This is a genomic window from Halobacillus sp. KGW1 (genome assembly GCF_001592845.1).
GTDB lineage: Bacteria > Bacillota > Bacilli > Bacillales > Halobacillaceae > Halobacillus.
This window is the reverse complement of record NZ_LSOC01000002.1, coordinates 1,535,160-1,551,582: the sequence shown is the minus strand read 5'-3', so window position 1 is coordinate 1,551,582 and position 16,423 is coordinate 1,535,160. Positions and strand designations below refer to the sequence as shown.

Sequence of the window (16,423 nt, the reverse complement as noted above, 5' to 3'; positions counted from 1 at the left end):
TTTCATTACCCTGAGATTATGGTACAATTATGGACTGCAATTTGATAAAAAGGAGTCAATTCCCATGATTTATTTAGACAATAGCGCGACTACTCATCCACTGCCGGATGTATTGGATAGTTATCGGAAAGTAGCAGATCAATACTACGCTAATCCGTCCTCTGTCCACCGTTTTGGTAGTGAAACCGAACGTCTGCTCCATCATTCCAGGAAGCAGGCCGCTTCTCTCCTGGGAATAGGTGAGAACGAAGTTGTTTTCACTTCAGGCGGCACGGAAGGCAACAATATGGCGGTCAAAGGTATAGCGCTTCAACACCAGGCTCGTGGAAGACACCTGGTCACTTCGAAGGTTGAACACCCTTCTGTATTGGAAGCATTCCGTTCCTTGGAATCTTTGGGTTTTGACGTTACTTATATAAATGTAGGGCGGGACGGGAAGGTTAACGTGCAGGAACTGAAAGAGAGCCTGCGGTCCGATACAATTCTAGTCAGTATTATGTCTGTGAACAATGAGCTTGGAACAGTGCAGCCGATAAAAGAAATAGGAGCCTTGCTTAAGGATCGTCCGAAAACGTTCTTCCACGTCGATCATGTTCAGGGGCTGGGCAAGGTAGATATGCCTATACAGCAATGGGGGATTGACCTTTGTACGGTTTCCGGACATAAGATCCATGGTTTGAAAGGGACCGGTGCCCTTGTGGTGAGGAGTCATGTCACTCTCTTTCCACTCCTCCATGGTGGGAGTCAGGAGGTGGAATTCCGGGCTGGAACCGAGAACCTTCCAGGAATCGTATCCTTTGTAAAGGCATTAAGATTGTTGATGGAAGACCGGGACAGTAAATCGGAACGGCTTTCCTTGTTGAGAACGAAGATCGTTAATGAGCTCTCCAAAAGGGATGACTGCAAGGTGAATTCCCCGGAGGATGGCGCTCCACACATTATTAATTTCTCCATCCCGGGATTCAAGCCGGAAGTAGTGATCCATGCTCTCGGCGAACAGGATATATTTATATCCACTAAGTCAGCCTGTTCTTCCAAGCAGCCGGACGTTAGTGCGGTGTTAAAAGCGTGCAACATGGATTATGAACGGACGACATCGGCTTTACGGGTAAGTTTAAGTTATTTGAATACATTGCAGGAAGTGGAAACGTTTTTGACAGCATTATTTACTACGATAGATAAATTAAAAGCAACGATGAGGTGAGCATCCATGAACTTTGATCGGATTATGATTCGGTACGGAGAGATGGCGTTAAAAGGAAAGAACAAGCGGGCATTTGAACAGAAGCTCCAAAGGAATTTAATCAGCAAGTTGAAAGATTTTCGTGTGACTAGAATAGAGAAGACGCAGGGGCGTATGTATGTTCTATTGAACGGTGCTGACCCCCAGGAAGTGATGCAGGCCTGTCAACAGGTGTTCGGCATCCACAGCTTAAGTTTCGCCGTGAAAGTCGAGAAGGATGAAGAACAGTTAAAAGAAGCTGTCCTCCTTGCTTTCCAAGATGCAGAAAATGCGAGTACATTCAAGATCTCATCCAAAAGGACGGATAAGACCTTTCCGATTCCCTCTCAGGAGCTTAATCCGCTCCTGGGTGGTCATATTCTAAGAAATACAGAAGGTGTCACCGTGGATGTGCGAGACCCGGATGTGGATATTAAAGTAGAAGTCCGCCATGAAGGAGCGTATATTACAGCCCAGGTGTATCCTGGGGCTGGAGGTTTGCCTGTAGGAACGACAGGGAAAAGTTTGTTGATGCTGTCTGGAGGAATTGACAGCCCGGTTTCCGGGTACCTGACGATGAAGCGTGGAGTAGCTATCGACGCGATTCATTTCCACTCCCCTCCATATACCAGTGATCGAGCTAAACAAAAAGTGATTGAACTTGCACAGGAACTATCCAAATTCGGGACAAACATCAAGATACATGTGATTCCTTTCACTGCTATCCAACAGAAAATTCAACGCGAGATGCCACAAGGATACAGTATGACAATCATGCGTAGAATGATGATGCGGATCAGTGAGAGGGTGGCCGAGCAGAATAATATTCTTTCTATCACGACAGGAGAGAGTCTTGGTCAGGTCGCGAGTCAGACGATGGAAAGCATGAGTGCTATTAATGAGGTGACGAATTATCCTGTTATTCGTCCGCTCGTAGCGATGGACAAACTCGAAATCATAGACATTGCACGAAAAATAGGCACGTATGATATCTCCATCCGTCCATTTGAAGATTGTTGTACCGTCTTTGTACCGAAAGCACCAAAGACGAAACCGAATCGCCAGAAGGCGAATTATTATGAATCGAATGTCGACTTCACAGAGGATATTGAGAAAGCCCTCACCGAGTCTTATGTCATAGATACAGCTCAATATAAGCATGAGGAATTGGAAGAATTCGATGAACTATTTTGACCTCTGCACCTTCCCCCGCTTCTGTAAAGCGGGGGTTATTATAAGGGGGAGTTCTCGTTTTCTTCCGGGACGATATAGATAGTAATAGAACAGGAGGAGTGATCTGATGGAACTTTGGTATGGTGGGAAAATCTATACGATGGAACAAGAAGGCGAATGGGTGGAAGCCGTTATTAGTCATAATGGCGTTATCGTTGCAGCTGGCGATACGCAGGATCTTTATGGATCGTATCAAGACAAGATTGAGACAGAGCACGATTTGAAAGGTGCGGTGATGTATCCTGGATTCACGGACAGCCACCTTCATATTATCGGTCACGGGGAAAGGTTAATGCGGCTTGATCTTTCATTTATGAAGTCGGCGGAAGAAGTGAAGCAAGCGTTGAAGCTTCACTCGGAGCAGGTACCGGCAGGAGAATGGATCATCGGTGATGGTTGGAACGAAAACCAGTGGGAAGACAAACGAATTATACATAGAGACGAGCTGGATGAGGTTTCTTCGGATCACCCGATCATGTTAACGCGTGTTTGCAGGCATGCGTTACTTGCTAATTCGTATGCCATGGATACGGCCGGCGTCGATGACAAGACTCCTGATCCTCAGGGGGGTGTCATCGTCCGGGATAAGGACGGAAAGGCGACCGGGTATTTTCACGATCAAGCGCAGGAGCTGATTAAAGGAGCTATGCCTGCAGTCAGCCCTGAATATTTAAAGAAGGCAACACAGCTTGCTGTAAGTGATATGCATGCGAATGGTCTGGTTGGTGGTCACAGTGAAGATTTGAACTATTACGGAGGCTTCCGTAGAACGTTCGATGCTTTCCTTCACGTTATCGATGGGGAAGAAACAAAATTCCGCGCTCACCTGCTTATTCATCACGGCGTCATTGAACAGGTGGATGAAGAGAATCTCGGCTTTAAAAAAGGGACAGACTTCGTGGAGCTTGGTGCGTTGAAGATCTTTTCAGACGGTGCTCTCGGTGGCAGAACGGCATGGCTCAAGGAAGAGTACGTAGATGATCCCGGAAATTACGGAGTAGCCATCCATTCGGAACAAGAGTTGGATGGATTGGTGGCAGAAGCAAGAAAGCGGTCCATGCCTGTTGCCGTTCACGCTATCGGGGACGGAGCTGTGGAAGCTGTAGTCGACGCTATTGCGCGTAACCCGCTGAAGACAGGAGAAAGAGATCGGATTATCCATGCTCAAATTTTAGATGCTGCAATCATTGAGAAGATGAAGTCATTGAATGTCGTCCTTGATTTACAACCGACTTTCGTTTCCTCGGACTTTCCGTGGGTGATCGATCGTCTTGGAAACCTGCGTATGAAGACTTCGTATGCTTGGAAGACCTTGATTGATGCAGGAATCAAATGTGCCGGCGGCTCGGATGCACCGATTGAAGAGATCAACCCCTTGCTTGGGATTCGAGCAGCAGTGGATCGCCGCGCGACTTATGATCACGAGGTTTATCAAACCGAAGAAAGGCTATCTGTATATGAAGCGGTCTCTTTATATACGAAGGGCAGTGCCCAGGCCATTCATAAAGAAAATAGTCAGGGAATGATTGCGAAGGGTTTTGTAGCGGATTTCACCATTCTTGATAGAGACCTGTTCGCATTGAAACCGCATGAGTTGGCGGACGCGAACGTAATGATGACGGTCGTTGACGGGGAGATCATGTATCAAAGGTGACGAAAAAAATCGACAGATAAGAAAAGAACGATCAGGGATTTCTGATCGTTCTTTTTTCTTTGGTCAATCTAGGAACGTGCGTTTGACGCGGTCCCAATAGGTATTATTTTTCAGTTTCACTGTTTTAACAACTTTATCGCTTAAACTTACGGTAATGTCTTGGATGTTGCGAATCGAGAATGCTTCGTTGTCCATGCCGATAATCGGAAAATCGTTCCCGTCCTGGCGTACATCCAGCCGCAAGGTTCTTTCCCCGCTGAGGATAAATGAGGAGCCTAAGGTGCGGTAGCGGTTGTTGTTTAAAGAAGCAAGCTCGCTGATTTGGAAACAGGGAAGTTTCGGATCGACGACCGCTCCTTTTGTCGATTTATTGTATCCTGTACTGCCGGTAGGGGTAGCGATGATCAGCCCGTCTCCTCGAAATGTTTCAAAGTGTAGATCGTCGATGTGAACATCAATAACAATCGATTTAATAAGTGTGGAACGTACGCTGCACTCATTGAGGCAAAGGAACGTCGATTCATCATTGACGGTCGTTTCAATGAGAGGAAACCTTCTTACTTCTACTTCCGAGTTCTTCATAGAAGCAATCATTTCGTCGTGATCGTCGATGTGAAAGTCACAGTACAAACCAGCTTCGCTCTTCGTACGAATCCCTACATAAAGACAATCCTGACGGAAGCCCGTTTTCCTGACCGCCTGAAGGAAATTGCCGTCTCCCCCGACAGAAATGATGATGTTGGCGTCTTTGGAATCTTCCACGATATGAAAGGCGTTGTCTCTCGCCAACTGGAACAGTTTCTCCAGTTTATCTGTTAATTCTTCCTTTTTATGATAATAAAAATAGAGATTTCTTCTTTGATCAGTCATGGAACTTCCTCCTTCTATGTAGTAACCTTGCCTATATTTTATCATTTCATTCTTGAAAACGTACACAATTTTCGCGCAAATCCGTAAAGTTTCTCGTTGTTGAATTGCCGGCCATATTTCGATATGGTTGATATAGACAACCATGAAAGTGGATACGTTGGTAGAAGGGAGGCGCACTTTTCTCGATCGTTGAAAGAAGGTGCGCCGATTTTCTGTGAAAACTCTTGATAGTTAAGGAGAATGATGATGAAGCAAGCACAAGTGGAGAAACTGTTTCAATGGGTAGATGATACGGCTACGACCATTTCTGAAGATATGAACATTACGTACCTTGAAGCCATTGCGGAAACAATGGACGTCCTTTTCAATGGCAAACCCTTCGATGATATGGGGGACAGTCTGCAAACCTTTCTTACCAATGAATTGGTGAAGGTGAAAAAAGAGGATTTTGAAAAAGAGGAAGTCCGCAAAGCGGTCCAACTAGCCATTTTGAAAGGGATGAAAGGTGCTACCCAGCAGCAGCATTTAATTACCCCTGACTCTGTAGCAATGTTCCTCGGGTACCTTGCTACAAAGTTATTTGATGGGGAAGAAGCATTAAAGCTGTTTGACCCGGCCGCAGGGAGCGGGAACCTTCTTACATCCGTCATGAATCAGCTCGGTATGCCTTTGACGGCTTATGCCAGTGAAGTGGATCCTACATTGGTCCAACTGGCTGTCGCTAATGCCAACCTTCAGGAGAATGAAATTGAGTTTTTCCACCAGGACAGTCTCAAACCTTTCTTAATGGAACCGGTCGATCTTGTGTTAGCAGATCTGCCTGTCGGATATTATCCGGATGATGTTAACGCAGAAAGGTTCGAACTCCAAGCGGAGGAGGGCCATTCCTATGCCCATCACCTATTTATCGAGCAGGGAATGAGCTATACAAAAGACGGCGGCTATCTCATGTTCATCGTTCCAAACTTCCTGTTTGACAGCGATCAGTCCAAATCCCTGAACGCCTATCTGCGTGAACATGCCCATATCGTCGGGATGCTGCAACTGTCTGATTCCTTATTCAAAGACGAAAAACACGGAAAGAGCATCCTTATTCTTCAGAAGAAAGGGAAAGAAACCAAAGCACCGAAGCAGGCATTGCTTGCGAAGCTGCCTTCCTTCAAGAATCCGAACGCCATGGCGGATATCCTCTCTCAGATGAACGGGTGGTTTGATGCTTATAAAGCCGGAGAATTGTGAGAAAATAATGAATATATGAAGTAAACGTTATCATCACGTAACCGCCTTGAAATTGGCAGGATCGGGTGATTAAATAGTAATGGTAGAAAGTTACGAACCTAAATTTAAGGGGTTGAGCAACATTGAGTAATAACATTCTTGCTATTAACGCAGGTAGCTCATCATTGAAGTTCCAATTGATTGAAATGCCTGAAGAGAAAGTCATCACTGTCGGCCTTGTTGAACGTATCGGGCTGGATGATGCGATTTTCTCTATTGAATTCAATGGGGAAAAAGATAAAACGGTCACGAATATTCCTGACCACGAAGAAGCAGTTAAGATTCTTCTAAATAAATTGACAGCCAACGGTATCATTAAATCATTGGATGAAATTAACGGTGTTGGTCACCGAGTTGTTCACGGTGGAGAGCGTTTTAACGAGTCCATTCTGATCACAGATGAAATCGTTAAGGAAATTGAAGATATTTCTGATTTGGCTCCACTTCATAACCCGGCAAACCTGACGGGGATTAAGGCGTTCCGTGAAGTACTTCCAAACGTGCCTCACGTAGCTGTATTCGATACGGCGTTCCACCAGTCTATGCCGGAGCAATCGTTCCTTTACAGCCTTCCTTACGAATACTATGAAGATTACGGCATTCGTAAGTACGGGTTCCATGGAACTTCTCACAAATACGTATCCGAGCGTGCCGCAGAGATGATCGGTCGTCCTGTTGAGGAACTTCGCCTGCTTTCCTGTCACTTAGGTAACGGGGCAAGTATTGCCGCTATCGAAGGCGGGAAATCCATCGATACATCTATGGGCTTCACTCCGCTTGCAGGGGTGACGATGGGAACGCGTTCCGGTAACATCGACCCTGCCTTGATTCCGTTTATTATGGAAAAGACAGGTAAAACTGCGGATGAAGTCATGAACGTCCTGAACAAGGAAAGTGGCCTGCTGGGACTTTCCGGTGTATCCAGCGACCTTCGTGATGTGGAGAAGCGTGCGAATGCAGGAGACGAGCGTGCAGAAATGGCGCTGGAAGTATTCGTTACCCGTATCCATAAATATATCGGCTCTTACGCTGCGCGTATGCATGGAGTAGACGGAATCATTTTCACTGCCGGTGTTGGAGAAAATAGTATTACGATGCGCGAACGTATCCTGAAAGGGCTGGAATTCATGGGCGTATACTGGGATCCATCCTTAAACCAGACACGTTCGGAAGCTTTCGTTAACTATCCACACTCACCAGTAAAAGTCATGGTCATTCCTACGAACGAGGAAGTCATGATTGCACGTGACACGGTTGAAAAAGGTCTATAATGTTTTTTCGCAACGGTCCTTCTATGACTAGAAGAGCCGTTGCTTTTTTTTATCCTTTAGGTCTACAATAAATGGAAAGTAGTGAAAATACAGGGGGTGTCGTCGTGTCCTATAACCGAATTTCTTCTGAACTGGATAGTTGGCTTGCCCAATATGAACAATATCAACCTAATGATTTTGAGAGTATCTATGACGAGTGGATCCGTCAGAGCTTCTTATCGCTGAATCCGGTTGTGCGCAGGAAGTTCTTTACGCAGCTGGATACTTGGTTCTTTCACACGCATGCCTTTCTTCAAGGTACCTCTTATCAGCATGAAGCGAGGGAGCGCATTCTGACCGTGGGGCGTGTATTCGATGAAAATATTGAACGCGTTTCTGACATGAAGGAGCGGCTTACCGTTGACCAGCTGACGTATATCGCTGAACAGCAAACGACACGAGGCCGTTTTTATTCTTTCGCGCAAGGTGGGTTGACCGGGACCGGGGGATGGCTTTTTTTAGGAGTGGATTATCCACTCATGATGTTCATGAACCTTCGGGCGGTTCAATTAATTGGATTGACATTCGGTCATGAAATGAATCATCCGTATGAAATGATGGTCTCCCTTAAGGTCTTCCATGCAGCCACGCTGCCCAAACGGTTGAAGGCGGCCGCCTGGGACGATCTTGTGAAAGAAATAAAAAGCAAGGGACATCCTTACATTTACGAGGGAAATGACAGCCTGACGGATGAGGGATGGCTGGAGCAGCCGTTAAAACAATGTTTTAAGTCCTTGTTCATCCTCATGTTCCGTAAAAAGCTGATCCAGGGTCTTCCGTTCATCAGTATCGCAATCGGCGCATATTCCAATTTTCACTTGACGAAGCAGGTGACGGAGTTTGCGATGAAGTTCTATCAATACAGATTTATTCTGGAGAAGGAGGAGGATTGAAGATGGCGGTACATGACCATAGGAGAAAAACGGAAGAATCTATCCGTTGCCTTGTGCTCACCGTAAGTGATACGAGAGATGAGCGAACGGATAAAAGTGGGAAGTTGATCATGAAAGGACTGGAAGAGGCAGGACATGTTACTTCTGACTATGGAATCGTGAAGGATGAAAAAGGAGCGATCGCTTCCTGGATTCATAAAGGCGTGGAAGAGGCTTCCGTCGATGTCATTCTTTTGAACGGGGGGACCGGAATTGCCGGGCGCGATGTGACGGTGGAGGTCGTGGATGGATTGCTTGATAAGGGGATGCCGGGATTCGGAGAGATATTCCGGATGCTCAGCTTTACGGATGATATCGGTTCCGCCGCCATCTTGTCCCGTGCAACGGCGGGAGTTATCAAGCGAACAGCGGTCTTTGCGATGCCTGGTTCGACAGGTGCTGTGAAGCTTGCAATGGAACGCCTGATTCTTCCTGAGTTAAATCACGTGGTAAATGAGTTGAAGAAAGATACATAAGGAAAAGAGACCGGTCTACTACCGGTCTCTTTTGTCTATTTTTTATCTTCATCTGCCCGTACCACCAGTACGTCACATTTTGCATACCGAGTAATATGTTCGGAAACACTACCGATGAAAAACCTTTCCATGGCATTCAATCCTGTAGCGCCGCATATAATTAAGTCCGCATGAAATTTGGGAGCGACATCTTTGGCAATCTTCACCTTTGGTGATCCGTATTCAATATGGACGACTACATTGGTTACACCGGATTTCAATGCTTTTTCCCGATATTCTTCCAAAAGCTCGGAAGCATACTTTTCTGCTCGGATCGCCAATGATCTGTCATAGGCCTCCACAGTCGCAAAAGCCCTTGTATCTACAACATGGGACAAAACGAGATTTGCATCATTCCTATTTGCGATGTCGATCGCTTTTTTGAATGCCACCTCTGCCGTTTCCGATCCATCCACTGCAACCACAATATCTTTATATTCAAACGTCATGCCTTGATGCCCCCTTCCTTGTAATTATTTTCATTATATCACGCAGGAAGCTTCTCTAGACCATTCTTCCATGTATAAAAATGTGAATTTTGCGAACATTATTTACCGAGGTGATAAAGGTGAAGAAAAAACCGATCAATCCATTGGAACGCGAGAATGAAAGACAGCAGGAAGAGACGGCGCCACTTAATGAAACGTATCAATCGGGTAGAAAAGGTAAATAAACAGAAACAATCCCCCGCACTTTAGTTGCGGGGGATTTATCTCTGTCAGCAAAAGGGTACAGAGTAGGAAAGAGAAATTTCAACCTGCTCGGAAGCATTAACAATGATGGGATGGGGGTATTTATAGTAAAGTAAAAGGTAAGCACCTGTTAAAGGTAAGGTGCCCCGCAAAAGATATCCCCTGCTGGAAAGAACTCTGTAAGCAGTGCGATCAGGGTTCACAAACATTTTACTCATCCCCTGAGTCGAAGTCATATAAATGGCTTACATAGAACGTTTTGACGGAAGAGGAGGAAGGAATATGGTTAGGAGACATGCAGTCATTACAGCAGGAACGAAAGGGTTAGGGCGGAAAGTCACAGAAAAGATGCTGGAGAACGGTCATAGTGTGACAGTCACTTATTTAAATGACACAGAAAAAGCCGAATCGTTACGGAATGACTTTAAAGAATGGGAAGAGAGAATACAACTGATTCGTGCTGATGTTACGCATAAAGAAGATGTAAAGTCTGTTATTCAGGAAGCGTTTAGTCAATTCGGAAGAATCGATTTTCTAATCAATAATGCAGGTCCATATATTTTTGAGCGAAAGAAATTGATGGATTATTCAGAGGCAGAGTGGGATGCTATGATCAGAGGGAATCTTGATGCTGTCTTCTATTTGATGAAAGAAGCGGTTCCGCACATGAGGAATCAAGGATTCGGTCGAATTATAAATTATGGTTTTCAAGGTGCGAATGCAGCATCTGGGTGGATTTATCGTTCTGCATTTGCTGCAGCAAAAGTCGGACTTGTTTCTTTAACAAAGACCATCGCCTTTGAAGAAGCGGAATACGGCATCACATCCAATATGATTTGTCCCGGTAACATTGTGGGAGAATGGAAGGAAGCTTCTATAAAAGAAAGCAGGAAAGTTTCGGACGAAGAAACACCGATCGGCAGACCGGGTACAGGAGAAGATATAGCCAGAACCATTGATTTTCTCTGCAGGGAAGATTCAGATATGATTACAGGATCCATTTACGAAGTGACTGGTGGTTTAGATGTCATTCACCGACATCGGTAAGAAAGGGGAAGTATTTAATTTAGACAGGAGGTTCGATCTTTATGAAGATCGGAATACCAAAAGAGACGAAGAATAATGAGAACCGGATTGCAATGACTCCTGCTGGTGTCGTCAGTTTGACAGGAGCGGGTCACGACGTTTACGTCGAGACAGGAGCAGGGTATGGCTCAAGCTTCACGGATGAACAGTTCCAGGAAGCAGGTGCGACGATCGTCCCGTCTGCAAAAGAAGCATGGGATCAGGAAATGGTGATGAAGGTGAAAGAGCCTCTGCCTGCAGAGTATCATTATTTCAGGGAAGGCCTTATCTTGTTCACCTACCTGCATTTGGCGCCGGAACCGGAGCTGACTCGTGCTTTAATGGACAGCAAGGTCATTTCCATCGCTTACGAGACTGTCCAGCTTGCAAACGGCTCCCTCCCTTTACTGACTCCGATGAGTGAGGTTGCAGGAAGAATGGCTTCCCAAATCGGTGCTCAGTTTCTTGAGAAATCCCACGGAGGCAAGGGCATTCTCTTAAGTGGAATACCAGGAGTCCCAAGGGGCCGGGTGACGGTTATCGGAGGAGGCGTAGTCGGCACGAATGCTGCCAAAATCGCCCTTGGTCTGGGAGCGGATGTAACCATTATTGATGTCAATCCCGAGCGCCTTCGCCAATTGGATGATATATTCGGGGATTCAATTCAGACACTCATGTCCAATCCACTGAACATCCAGGAATCCCTGGCAGTGTCCGATTTAGTCATTGGAGCTGTATTAATTCCCGGAGCGAAAGCCCCTAAGCTGGTAACGGAGGAAATGGTTAAGGCGATGCCGGAAGGGTCGGTAATCGTTGATGTAGCTATCGACCAAGGTGGTATTTTCGCGACGACGGATCGAATTACGACACATGACGATCCAACCTATCTAAAGCACGGCGTGCTGCATTATGCCGTTGCGAACATGCCTGGAGCAGTTCCCAGAACATCTACAATCGGGTTGACGAACGTCACGGTTCCCTATGCGCTCCAACTGGCAGGTAAGGGATATTTGCAGGCCTTGAGAGAGAATGAAGCGTTGAAGAAGGGCCTGCATACAGTGGATGGATATCTTACTTATAAAGCCGTAGCTGACTCCCAGGGGTTGGAGTATACGCCGCCAGAGGATCTATTGCATGCATAATAAAAAAGAAGCAGGGAATTTACCATTCCCTGCTTCTTTTTTTACGCTGATTTGTGAAAGTTCTCCGCCTTTGTCTCTTTCTTCTCTTGTTGTTTCCGAAAAATCGTCGCAATGATCGGTCCGGAAATGTTATGCCATACGCTGAAGATGGCACTAGGTACAGCTGCAAGTGGACTGAAGTGGACAGCTGCGAGCGATGCTCCGAGTCCGGAATTCTGCATTCCGACTTCAATAGCGATGGCGCGTTTTTGAGGTGCTTTCATGCGGAACAGCTTGCCAAGCCCGTAACCTGCCGCGTACCCGAGTATATTGTGAAGAAAAACAATAGCAAAAATGACAGCTCCGGTTTGAGCGATTTGTGCTTGGTTGACGCTCACGACCGCACCGACAATGGCTACGATGCTGACGACAGATACGAGCGGCAGTGCTTTAACCCCCGCTTCCACCTTCTCTTTCAAAACAGCCTTCACTACCAATCCCAGCAGAATAGGTACGAGTACCACCTTTACAATGGATATAAACAAGTCAGACGCCGATACGGACAGCCACTGGCTTGCGAAGACCCAGATTAAAAATGGAGTCAGGAATGGTGCCAGCAGCGTCGATACAGAGGTGACGGCTACAGAAAGTGCGGTATCCCCCTTGGATAAATAAGTCATGACGTTGGAGGAAGTACCTCCAGGACAGCATCCGACGAGGATGACTCCTACCGCAATTTCCGGAGAAACAGGAAGAATGTTTACAAGTAGGAATGCAAGGATCGGCATGAGTACAAACTGAGCCCCGACTCCGATGGCAACGTCTTTGGGACGCTTGAACACTTCTTGAAAGTCCTTTTTGGAGAGGGTCAGCCCCATTCCGAACATGATGATTCCGAGAAGCGGAACGATATAAGGAGCGATCCATGTGAAACCGGAAGGCAGAAAAAAGGATAATGCCGCAAATAAAACGACCCAGAGGGCGAAGGTACTGCTTACGAATTGACTTGCTTTTGCTAATGCTCTCATTTAATGTCAGCTCCTCAAGTAGAAATATATTTTCTGATTATACGCTCTTTTCAGAAAAAACAAAGGTTGAAGAAGGGGAAAAAAACGAAAAAAAAATGAAGAGCAGTTATTGATTTAGATAAAGACGGAAATACGATAAAATATTTAGAAAGAGTGAAACCTTTGAAACGTTCATTCGTACGTATAGTACACAGGAGCAAAGCAAGAAGGAGAGGTGAGGATTTGGGTTTCTTTTCAAGGCTTTTTTCAAAAACAGAAAAACAGCAATCAAGCGTAGAAGAAAGAACGGTCTTAAACATACAGGTCGGGGATATCATCACCTACGATTTGGCAGACTATGAAGTAGTAGGTAAAATCACGTATAGAGATGGATCATATGAATGGTTCTCTTATCAACTTCTCGAAGGGGATACGACCAAATGGCTCGCTGCTGAAATGGATGATGAATTGGAACTGGGGATCTATGAAACCGTTCAGATGCCCGTTCAAATGCCTTACCCGAAGCAGCTGACACACGAGGGGAAGACTTTCTATAAGGACGAGGAAGGCGAAGCGCGTGTCACCGGTGAAGGAAGAAGTAAAAACATAAACGGAAGGACGACGAGGTATGCGGAGTATGTTTCGGAAGATGAGGAGACTTACTTGAGTCTGGAGTCCTGGGGCAGCGAAGTGGAAGCAAGTGCAGGATATGATATTGAACCATACGAAATAAAAATTATTGCAGGTTCGAAATAATAAGGAGGAACTAGAATGTTTAAATTTTTCAAGCGAGTGAAAACAGTGGTTGGATCGGAATTGAATGCGATGTTGGATAAAGCAGAAGACCCGGTGAAAATGCTGGATCAGTTCATGCGCGATATGGAGAACGATATTCGGGAAGCCGAGAGTGCTGTAGCCAAGCAGATTGCGAACGAGAAAATGTTAAAGCGTAAGTACGATGACTCTCAGGCATTAGCTGATAAGCGGATGAAGCAGGCGGAAAAAGCGCTGGAAGCAGGTAACGAAGATTTGGCACGACGCGCTTTAGAAGATAAGAACAACCACCAGGAACAAGCAGAGCAGTTGAAAGCTTCCTGGGAACGTGCGCAGCAGGATGCCAATACGCTTAGAGAAAAGCTCGATGACATGAAGAAAGAATATCAGGAAATGAAATTGAAGAAAGACTCACTGAAAGCACGTGCAGAATCGGCGAAGACAAGGACAAAGATGAACCGTACGATGTCCAGTATCGGAGGGGACGAATCACGTCAGGGATTTGAGCGTATGGAAGAGAAGGTCATGCAGTTTGAGGCGGAGGCGGAAACGAGCGATGACATGACATCTGCCAGCCGTTCTCTTGATGATGAATTCGAAGCGCTTGATGATAAGGGTAATGTGGATAGCGAACTCGAAGCCTTGAAGCGTAAAATGAATAAAGAATAAGACAGAACGTGCCTAACTGAATCTTAGTTAGGCACGGCTGTTTTTTGTGAAAGGAGGAGATAGGGTGAAGAATTATACCGGTCTCATCTTCATTGGTATCATCGCACTTGCTGTCATTATTAATCTTTTTAACAGCGGGGATGCACAAAGAGGGATGTCGGGGTCTGTTGCCGAAAGTACTTATGAGAACCTTCCTGAAGAACCGGATCGTTCGGAAATTCTGGAAGATATTGAAAATTCGGATGCGCAGTCTGCAGAAGTATTGATTCGAAACAATTTTCCTTTATTGGATGTAGTGAATACGGATCGAGGTACGTCAGAGGTGTATGCGACCCGCCAATTATCCTTGCCGGAAACAGCAGATGCCTTGTCAGAAGCGATTCCCCCGGAGGAAATTAGTGAAAGGCAGGATGGGAAACAGGTTCTCGTATATGATGATGACTTTGTCATCATACAAGAGAGTGAAGAAGAACCAGGGGTTGTAACCATGGAAATAGCTTCCGATGAGTTCGTAAGGAATAATTACTCACCGAGCTTCTTCAATGGATTATTCGCCGGATACCTTCTTAATCGGATGCTGGGTTCAAATAATTGGTATGATCAGCGCCGTTCTTCCTGTCAGGCAGCTGGAGATTGTTATGGCGGTTATGGAAGCTACAATTCTGGTTCCGGCGCCGGATCAATCAGAAGTTCGAATAATCGCGGGGGCGGCCCCGGAGTAGGGAAATAAAAGGAGGCAGATATACATGGAGCCATTTTTAATTACACTGGGTTACTTTGCAATTGCCATTGCAGTCGTAGTCATAGGGTTAGTCATCTTTGAATGGATGACCAGACAATACAAGGACTGGGATGAAGTGAAAGAGGGAAATCAAGCAGTGGCGTTGTCCATTGCTGGAAAAGTGATCGGAATCTGTATCGTTCTTTCGTTCGCTATTTATCACAGCCTTACTGTATGGGATACGTTGATATGGGGAGCGTTCGGTGTCGTATTGCAAATGGTCGCATATGTGTTATTCGAGCTTTTCACTAGAAAGTTCTCTGTAGAGACGCAGTTGAAGAATAATAATACGGCAGTGGGGATCATTTCTGTAGGGGTCTCCATAGGACTGGCGCTTGTCATTGGAGCTTCGATTACATAAGGGAGCGCTGACTTTCCACCCAGGGATCCCTGGTGTTTTGAAAGGAAAGAGAAAGGGAAAATCCCCCGTGAGGTAGTAGGCCTGACTGTAATCCGACTTAACAATAATGGTGAAGGAGTGTTGGAGAATGAAAGTATCCTATCATGGACATTCAGTTATCAAGGTTGAAGCGAATGGAAAGACGATCCTGTTCGACCCATTTATTTCAGGGAACGGGAATACAGATTTAAAGGCAGACGAAGTAGAAGCAGACGTCATCCTTCTGACGCACGGGCACAACGACCACGTCGGGGATACGGTGGAGATAGCAAAGCGCACCGGTGCTAAAATCGTGGCTCCCTTTGAGTTAGCAGAGTATTTGGGGAATAAAGGAGTCGACACCCATCCGATGTCGATCGGCGGAGGTCATGAATTCGACTTTGGACATGTGAAGTTCACGCAAGCCTTCCACGGTTCTTCCTATACGGAAGAAGACGGTACGATCGTTTACACAGGAATGCCGATGGGGATTTTATTAACGATTGACGGGAAAACGATCTACCATGCAGGTGATACCGGCTTGTTTTCTGATATGAAATTGATTGGTGAAAGAAATGATATCGACTTGGCTTTTCTTCCAATCGGTGATAATTTCACCATGGGGCCGGAAGATGCGTTGACGGCAGCAGAGTGGATCCAAGCAAAACAGGTCGTTCCAATCCATTACAACACGTTTGAGTTAATTGAGCAGGATGGGAAAGGTTTTGCGAACAAGGTGCAACCTGGAAAAGGAACAGTGCTTGAACCTGGAGATGAAATTACAATATAAAGGCCGTAAAACAGCCATCTGTCGACTTTTCGGACAGATGGCTGTTTTAGTTAGAAGTTTGTGCAGCGGGTTTTTTATTTGGATTTTTGTGGGAAAAATTGCGGAAGTACTGTATCAGTTGTATAATAACA

General features: G+C 45.7%; 17 protein-coding genes. 14 read left to right on the top strand and 3 right to left on the bottom strand.

Annotated elements, in window-relative coordinates; translation table 11 throughout:
- Positions 1–64 precede the first annotated feature (64 nt).
- The 3 genes from AXG56_RS08725 to AXG56_RS08715 all read left to right on the top strand — a co-directional run bounded on the left by AXG56_RS08725 (position 65) and on the right by AXG56_RS08715 (position 4,109).
- Positions 65–1,204, top strand: coding sequence for a cysteine desulfurase family protein (locus tag AXG56_RS08725; protein ID WP_008635399.1), 1,140 nt, complete (start codon positions 65–67; stop codon positions 1,202–1,204).
- A gap of 6 nt (positions 1,205–1,210) precedes the next feature.
- The gene (gene thiI, locus AXG56_RS08720) at positions 1,211–2,416 is read left to right on the top strand and encodes a tRNA uracil 4-sulfurtransferase ThiI (protein WP_008635398.1); all 1,206 of its coding nucleotides are present in this window, start codon (positions 1,211–1,213) and stop codon (positions 2,414–2,416) included.
- 106 nt (positions 2,417–2,522) lie between these two features.
- The gene (locus tag AXG56_RS08715) at positions 2,523–4,109 is read left to right on the top strand and encodes an amidohydrolase (protein WP_062514028.1); all 1,587 of its coding nucleotides are present in this window, start codon (positions 2,523–2,525) and stop codon (positions 4,107–4,109) included.
- A 63-nt stretch (positions 4,110–4,172) separates the two neighbouring features.
- On the opposite strand, the gene AXG56_RS08710 is transcribed toward AXG56_RS08715, so the two are convergent.
- Positions 4,173–4,979: an NAD kinase gene (locus AXG56_RS08710; RefSeq protein WP_008635394.1), complete on the bottom strand. Its 807-nt coding sequence runs from the start codon at positions 4,977–4,979 to the stop codon at positions 4,173–4,175.
- A gap of 246 nt (positions 4,980–5,225) precedes the next feature.
- On the opposite strand from AXG56_RS08710, the gene AXG56_RS08705 reads away from it, so the two are divergent.
- The 4 genes from AXG56_RS08705 (at position 5,226) to AXG56_RS08690 (ending at position 8,975) form a co-directional block, all read left to right on the top strand.
- Positions 5,226–6,218, top strand: coding sequence for a class I SAM-dependent methyltransferase (locus AXG56_RS08705; protein WP_008635392.1), 993 nt, complete (start codon positions 5,226–5,228; stop codon positions 6,216–6,218).
- A gap of 122 nt (positions 6,219–6,340) precedes the next feature.
- Positions 6,341–7,528, top strand: coding sequence for an acetate kinase (locus AXG56_RS08700; RefSeq protein WP_026577097.1), 1,188 nt, complete (start codon positions 6,341–6,343; stop codon positions 7,526–7,528).
- Between the two features lie 104 nt (positions 7,529–7,632).
- Complete coding sequence (locus AXG56_RS08695; protein ID WP_008635388.1) at positions 7,633–8,460, top strand: EcsC family protein; 828 nt, start codon at positions 7,633–7,635, stop codon at positions 8,458–8,460.
- Positions 8,461–8,462: 2 nt separating this feature from the next.
- Positions 8,463–8,975, top strand: coding sequence for a molybdenum cofactor biosynthesis protein B (locus tag AXG56_RS08690; RefSeq protein WP_062514026.1), 513 nt, complete (start codon positions 8,463–8,465; stop codon positions 8,973–8,975).
- A 35-nt stretch (positions 8,976–9,010) separates the two neighbouring features.
- Here AXG56_RS08690 and AXG56_RS08685 read toward each other — a convergent pair whose 3' ends face one another.
- Positions 9,011–9,463 (bottom strand): universal stress protein, encoded by a 453-nt coding sequence (locus AXG56_RS08685; RefSeq protein ID WP_008635381.1) that lies wholly within the window; start codon positions 9,461–9,463, stop codon positions 9,011–9,013.
- Positions 9,464–9,988: 525 nt separating this feature from the next.
- Between AXG56_RS08685 and AXG56_RS08680 the strand changes: the two genes are divergently transcribed.
- Together AXG56_RS08680 and ald are read left to right on the top strand one after the other, a co-directional pair.
- Positions 9,989–10,753 (top strand): SDR family oxidoreductase, encoded by a 765-nt coding sequence (locus tag AXG56_RS08680; RefSeq protein WP_008635379.1) that lies wholly within the window; start codon positions 9,989–9,991, stop codon positions 10,751–10,753.
- Positions 10,754–10,794: 41 nt separating this feature from the next.
- Entirely contained in the window at positions 10,795–11,913 is a 1,119-nt protein-coding gene (gene ald, locus AXG56_RS08675; protein ID WP_026577099.1) for an alanine dehydrogenase, read from the top strand.
- A 41-nt stretch (positions 11,914–11,954) separates the two neighbouring features.
- Here the strand turns inward: ald and AXG56_RS08670 are convergent, their stop codons facing one another.
- Complete coding sequence (locus AXG56_RS08670; RefSeq protein ID WP_026577100.1) at positions 11,955–12,920, bottom strand: bile acid:sodium symporter family protein; 966 nt, start codon at positions 12,918–12,920, stop codon at positions 11,955–11,957.
- Positions 12,921–13,142: 222 nt separating this feature from the next.
- Here AXG56_RS08670 and AXG56_RS08665 point away from each other — a divergent pair, with 222 nt between their 5' ends.
- The 5 genes from AXG56_RS08665 to AXG56_RS08645 all read left to right on the top strand — a co-directional run bounded on the left by AXG56_RS08665 (position 13,143) and on the right by AXG56_RS08645 (position 16,292).
- Positions 13,143–13,655 (top strand): DUF4178 domain-containing protein, encoded by a 513-nt coding sequence (locus AXG56_RS08665; RefSeq protein WP_008635362.1) that lies wholly within the window; start codon positions 13,143–13,145, stop codon positions 13,653–13,655.
- A gap of 15 nt (positions 13,656–13,670) precedes the next feature.
- Entirely contained in the window at positions 13,671–14,342 is a 672-nt protein-coding gene (locus tag AXG56_RS08660) for a PspA/IM30 family protein (protein WP_008635361.1), read from the top strand.
- A 64-nt stretch (positions 14,343–14,406) separates the two neighbouring features.
- Positions 14,407–15,072, top strand: coding sequence for a DUF4247 domain-containing protein (locus AXG56_RS08655; protein WP_062514024.1), 666 nt, complete (start codon positions 14,407–14,409; stop codon positions 15,070–15,072).
- 16 nt (positions 15,073–15,088) lie between these two features.
- A complete protein-coding gene (locus tag AXG56_RS08650) occupies positions 15,089–15,484 on the top strand; it encodes a DUF350 domain-containing protein (RefSeq protein ID WP_008635354.1) in 396 nt (131 codons plus the stop codon).
- Positions 15,485–15,611: 127 nt separating this feature from the next.
- Complete coding sequence (locus AXG56_RS08645) at positions 15,612–16,292, top strand: metal-dependent hydrolase (protein ID WP_008635352.1); 681 nt, start codon at positions 15,612–15,614, stop codon at positions 16,290–16,292.
- Positions 16,293–16,423: the final 131 nt, after the last annotated feature.

Bases quoted from the DNA above. Each gene is read 5' to 3' on its own strand.
- AXG56_RS08725 (WP_008635399.1), top strand. From the start codon at position 65: ATGATTTATTTAGACAATAGCGCGACTACTCATCCACTGCCGGATGTA.
- thiI (WP_008635398.1), top strand. From the start codon at position 1,211: ATGAACTTTGATCGGATTATGATTCGGTACGGAGAGATGGCGTTAAAA.
- AXG56_RS08715 (WP_062514028.1), top strand. From the start codon at position 2,523: ATGGAACTTTGGTATGGTGGGAAAATCTATACGATGGAACAAGAAGGC.
- AXG56_RS08710 (WP_008635394.1), bottom strand. From the start codon at position 4,979: ATGACTGATCAAAGAAGAAATCTCTATTTTTATTATCATAAAAAGGAA.
- AXG56_RS08705 (WP_008635392.1), top strand. From the start codon at position 5,226: ATGAAGCAAGCACAAGTGGAGAAACTGTTTCAATGGGTAGATGATACG.
- AXG56_RS08690 (WP_062514026.1), top strand. From the start codon at position 8,463: ATGGCGGTACATGACCATAGGAGAAAAACGGAAGAATCTATCCGTTGC.
- AXG56_RS08685 (WP_008635381.1), bottom strand. From the start codon at position 9,463: ATGACGTTTGAATATAAAGATATTGTGGTTGCAGTGGATGGATCGGAA.
- AXG56_RS08680 (WP_008635379.1), top strand. From the start codon at position 9,989: ATGGTTAGGAGACATGCAGTCATTACAGCAGGAACGAAAGGGTTAGGG.
- ald (WP_026577099.1), top strand. From the start codon at position 10,795: ATGAAGATCGGAATACCAAAAGAGACGAAGAATAATGAGAACCGGATT.
- AXG56_RS08670 (WP_026577100.1), bottom strand. From the start codon at position 12,920: ATGAGAGCATTAGCAAAAGCAAGTCAATTCGTAAGCAGTACCTTCGCC.
- AXG56_RS08660 (WP_008635361.1), top strand. From the start codon at position 13,671: ATGTTTAAATTTTTCAAGCGAGTGAAAACAGTGGTTGGATCGGAATTG.
- AXG56_RS08650 (WP_008635354.1), top strand. From the start codon at position 15,089: ATGGAGCCATTTTTAATTACACTGGGTTACTTTGCAATTGCCATTGCA.
- AXG56_RS08645 (WP_008635352.1), top strand. From the start codon at position 15,612: ATGAAAGTATCCTATCATGGACATTCAGTTATCAAGGTTGAAGCGAAT.